The organism is Allosphingosinicella sp., from assembly GCF_036387215.1.
Taxonomy (GTDB): Bacteria; Pseudomonadota; Alphaproteobacteria; order Sphingomonadales; family Sphingomonadaceae; genus Allosphingosinicella.
The window spans coordinates 1-3,520 of the sequence record NZ_DASVUE010000364.1 but is presented as its reverse complement, the minus strand read 5'-3'; the positions used below and the strand labels follow the sequence as shown (position 1 = coordinate 3,520).

Here is a 3,520-nt window from a genome sequence, read left to right as displayed (position 1 = left end):
CGGCCCCGGCGCGGGCTCGACGAACAGCCCCGCGGCGAAGCTCAGGATCAGGTAGCCGTGCGCGACGCGCCCTTCGAAGATCGGGCTCGCCTTGGCCGCTTCGTCGTCCATATGCGCGTAGAAGGTGTCGCCGGTGAAATGGGCGAAATGCTCGATATCCTCGAGCGTGACAGTTCGGCTCGCGGTCTTCAGCGTGTAGCCGACGTCCAGCTCGGCGATGCGCCTGCGGAAGGGGTGGACGTCACCCTCCGGTTTCGGCGCGCCCGGAAGCCATTGCTTGACGATGCTAGACAGGACCGCCGGCGAACCCTGAAGCGCCGTGCGCTGCATGTAGTGCGATACGCCGCGCACGCCGCCCATCTCTTCACCCCCACCGGCGCGGCCGGGGCCGCCATGGACGAGGACGGGGAGGGGAGAGCCGTGGCCGGTGGACTCCTTCGCGCTGGTGCGGTCCAGGATCAGCATTCGGCCGTGATAGGCGCCGGAGCCGAGCACGAACTCTTCGGCGACGGATGGATCGAAGGTGAAGAGCGACAGCGCAAGGCTGCCCATCCCCCGATTGGCAAGCGCGATCGCATCGCCCAAGTCGCGATACGGCATGATCGTCGAAACAGGGCCGAACGGCTCGACGTCGTGGATCGCGGGCGAGCCCCAGGGATCGTCCGAGCGCAGCAGGATCGGCGAGATGAAGGCGCCGTTCCCTTCGACGGGCGAAGCGTCCGGGTCGCCGGAGACGATCCGCGCCGACTTCTGGAGTTCGGCGACCGCTTCGCGCACGGAATGGAGCTGATCGCGGCTCGCGAGCGCCCCCATCGTCACGCCCTCCTGCCGAGGATCGCCGATGCGGACCTTGGAGAGGCGCGCGGCAAGGGCTTCCTGCACAGCGTCGATATGCTCGGCCGGTGCCATGGCGCGGCGGATGGCGGTGCATTTCTGCCCCGCCTTCACCGTCATTTCGCGCACGACCTCCTTCACGAACAGGTCGAATTCGGGCGTTTCGGGGGCGGCATCGGGTCCGAGGATCGATGCATTGAGGCTGTCGCGCTCGGCGATGAACCGCACCGACTCCCGTGCGATCACCGGGTGCGACTGAAGCTTCATTGCGGTCTGCGCGGAGCCGGTGAACGACACTACGTCCTGAAGCGTCAGATGATCGAGCAGATCGCCGGTCGACCCCATGATCAGCTGCAGAGCGCCCTTGGGCAGGATGTCCGCCTCGATCATGATCCGCACCGCATGCTCGGCGAGATAGCCGGTGGCGGATGCCGGCTTCACGATCGCGGGAACGCCCGCAAGGATCGTCGGCCCCAGTTTCTCGAGCATTCCCCAGACCGGGAAGTTGAACGCGTTGATGTGGACCGCGACGCCCTGAAGCGAGGTGTAGACGTGCTGGCCGACGAAGGTGCCGCCCTTCGATAATTGCTCCATTTGGCCATCGATCAGGACGCGCTGGTTGGGAAGCTCGCGCCGTCCCTTCGACGAGAAGGAGAAGAGCGTGCCGGCGCCGCCTTCGATATCGATCCAGCCGTCGTTGCGGGTGGCGCCGGTCTGGTAATTGAGCTCGTACAGCTCCTCCTTCCGCGCCATGATCGCATTGGCGAGGTCCTTCAGCATCCACGCCCGCTCGTGGAAGGTCATCCGCCTGAGCGCCGGCCCGCCGACGTTCCGCGCGTGATGAAGCATCGCCTGGAAATCCAGCCCCTGGCTGCCGGTGGTCGCGATGACATCGCCGGTGATCGCGCTCTGTACTTCGGCAAGCCCGCCCGAGGCCTGATACCAGCCGTCCTGAGCATAATTGAGGAGGTTCATGGTCTTCATTGCGGTTCCTAGCGCCCGGTGAAGTTGGGCGTCCTTTTTTCCATGAAGGCGGCCACGCCCTCTCGATAATCGTCCGAATAGCCGAGCTCGCGCATCTTATCCCGCTGCAGCTCCAGCTCCTCCTCCATCGAATGCCCCCAGCTCTCGCGGATCATGCGTTTGATAGCGGCCAGCCCGCGCGTCGGCGCGGCGGCGAAGCGGGCGGCGAGCGCATCCACCTCGGCATCCAGCTGATCGTCTTCGACCGCGCGCCAGATGAGCCCCCATTCGGCCGCCTTCTCCGCCGGCAGCGGCTCGGCGGTGAGCGCGAGCCCCAGTGCCCGCGCCTGCCCGACGAGGCGCGGAAGCGCCCAGGTGCCGCCGCTGTCGGGAATGAGGCCGATCGAGGCGAAGGACTGGATGAACTTCGCCGATTTGGCTGCGATCACGATGTCGCAGGCGAGCGCGATATTCGCGCCCGCACCGGCCGCGACTCCGTTCACCCGCGCGATCACCGGGAAGGGCAGGCTGGTGAGCCGGCGGATCAGTGGATTGTAATAAGTCTCTACCGAATGGCCGAGATCCACCTTCTCGCCAGGCGCAACCGCGCGGTCGTTGAGATCCTGCCCGGCGCAGAAGCCGCGGCCGGCGCCGGTCAGCACCAGCACGCGCGCGCCCTCCAGCTTCGACAATGCGTCCGCCACTTCCTCGTGCATCTGCACGGTGAAGCTGTTGAGCCGATCCGGGCGGTTGAGGGTGAGGCGGGCGATCCCCGCCTCCAGCTTGAACTCGATCGTCTCGTAAGCCATGGCCGCCCCAATGAACGCGAACGAGACCGCGGACAAGGTGGCGCGCGCGATGCTCGCAGCCGAGGGCACCGGGCCGGCCTGGGGCCTTGCCATCGAGGAGACGCGGGAGGGCTATGCGCGCGTCTCGATGAGGCTTCGCGCCGATATGCTGAACGGCCACGGCACTGCCCATGGCGGGATGATCTTCGCACTTGCCGACACGGCCTTTGCTTATGCCTGCAACAGCCGCAACGTGCGTACGGTGGCGGCCCAGGCCTCGATCTCCTTCCTCGATGCCGCAGGGGAGGGCGAACTGCTCGTCGCCGAGGCTTCGGAGCAGGCCCTCCAAGGGCGCTCGGGCGTTTACAGCGTCACAGTGCGCGGCGATGACGGCCGCATCATCGCCATCTTCCAGGGGCTGTCGCGGAGCGTCGGCGGCCCGATCATCGGAGACGAGACGTGAGAGAGATGACCGAAGCCTATATCTGCGATGCCGTTCGAACGCCGATCGGCCGCTATGGCGGAGCGCTCGCCCACGTGCGCGCGGACGATCTCGCCGCGATCCCGATCAAGGCGCTGATGGAGCGGAACGGCGGCGTCGACTGGAACGAGGTGGACGACGTGATCCTCGGCTGCGCCAACCAGGCGGGCGAGGACAATCGCAACCTGGCGCGGATGGCGGGGCTGCTTGCCGGGCTGCCGCACAAGTCCGGCGGCGTGACTCTCAACCGCCTGTGCGGCTCCGGCATGGACGCGGTCACGATGGCGGCGCGGGTGATCCGCGGCTCGGAGGCGGACCTGCTGATCGCAGGCGGCTCCGAAAGCATGAGCCGGGCGCCGTTCGTCATGGCGAAAGCGACGAGCGCGTTCGATCGCAATGCCGAGATGTACGACACGACGATCGGCTGGCGCTTCGTCAATCCGAAGATGAAGGG

Annotated in this window: 4 protein-coding genes; 2 read left to right on the top strand and 2 right to left on the bottom strand. The window is 66.8% G+C overall.

Translation table 11 applies throughout. The features are described 5' to 3' along the window. Together paaZ and paaG are read right to left on the bottom strand one after the other, a co-directional pair. The coding region (paaZ, locus tag VF662_RS14465) for a phenylacetic acid degradation bifunctional protein PaaZ (protein WP_464142504.1) at positions 1-1,818 on the bottom strand (1,818 nt) is incomplete at its 3' end. 8 nt (positions 1,819-1,826) lie between these two features. Further along, positions 1,827-2,606: a 2-(1,2-epoxy-1,2-dihydrophenyl)acetyl-CoA isomerase PaaG gene (gene paaG / locus VF662_RS14460; RefSeq protein ID WP_464142502.1), complete on the bottom strand. Its 780-nt coding sequence runs from the start codon at positions 2,604-2,606 to the stop codon at positions 1,827-1,829. A 10-nt stretch (positions 2,607-2,616) separates the two neighbouring features. Between paaG and paaI the strand changes: the two genes are divergently transcribed. Both paaI and VF662_RS14450 read left to right on the top strand, forming a co-directional pair. Then, positions 2,617-3,048, top strand: coding sequence for a hydroxyphenylacetyl-CoA thioesterase PaaI (paaI, locus tag VF662_RS14455; RefSeq protein WP_464142500.1), 432 nt, complete (start codon positions 2,617-2,619; stop codon positions 3,046-3,048). A 5-nt stretch (positions 3,049-3,053) separates the two neighbouring features. After that, the coding region (locus tag VF662_RS14450; protein WP_464142506.1) for a thiolase family protein at positions 3,054-3,520 on the top strand (467 nt) is incomplete at its 3' end.

What these genes read in the sequence shown, in the direction of transcription:
- paaG (WP_464142502.1), bottom strand. Translation starts at nt 2,606, where the DNA reads ATGGCTTACGAGACGATCGAGTTCAAGCTGGAGGCGGGGATCGCCCGC.
- paaI (WP_464142500.1), top strand. Translation starts at nt 2,617, where the DNA reads ATGAACGCGAACGAGACCGCGGACAAGGTGGCGCGCGCGATGCTCGCA.